This window comes from Acinetobacter sp. Ver3 (assembly GCF_000632455.1).
Lineage (GTDB): Bacteria > Pseudomonadota > Gammaproteobacteria > Pseudomonadales > Moraxellaceae > Acinetobacter.
In genome coordinates this window covers 1-428 of the sequence record NZ_JFYL01000192.1, presented here as the reverse complement: position 1 = coordinate 428, position 428 = coordinate 1, and the positions used below count along the sequence as shown (strand labels likewise).

Annotated in this window: 1 protein-coding gene; it reads right to left on the bottom strand. The window is 36.4% G+C overall.

Features of this window, described 5'->3' with window-relative positions:
* Positions 1-34 precede the first annotated feature (34 nt).
* The coding region (locus CL42_RS16325) for an integrase core domain-containing protein (protein WP_035271116.1) at positions 35-428 on the bottom strand (394 nt) is incomplete at its 5' end.

The following is a 428-nucleotide window of genomic DNA, read 5'->3' as shown; positions in this document are numbered from 1 at the left end:
TAAAAGCGTATTTATAAGTGATATTCCGCTCTAGTTAAGCCACCTTGTTTTGTTGGGGTAGCTGATCATAGTAAAACTCATTTGGTGTCATTTTGTCTAGACTCGAATGAGGTCGTTTCAGATTATAAAACTCAAAATATGCACTCAATTGCTTTTTCGCATCTGTGACACTGCTATAAGCTTTGAGATACACCTCTTCATATTTAACGCTCCGCCATAATCGTTCAACCATCACATTATCTACCCATCGACCTTTACCATCCATACTGATTTGAATGCCATTTGATTTCAATACATCAATAAATCCATCACTGGTGAACTGACTGCCTTGGTCTGTATTCAATATTTCAGGTGATCCATATTTTTCAATAGCTTCATTTAAAGCCGAAATACAAAAATCCACCTCCATACTAATCGATACCCTATGT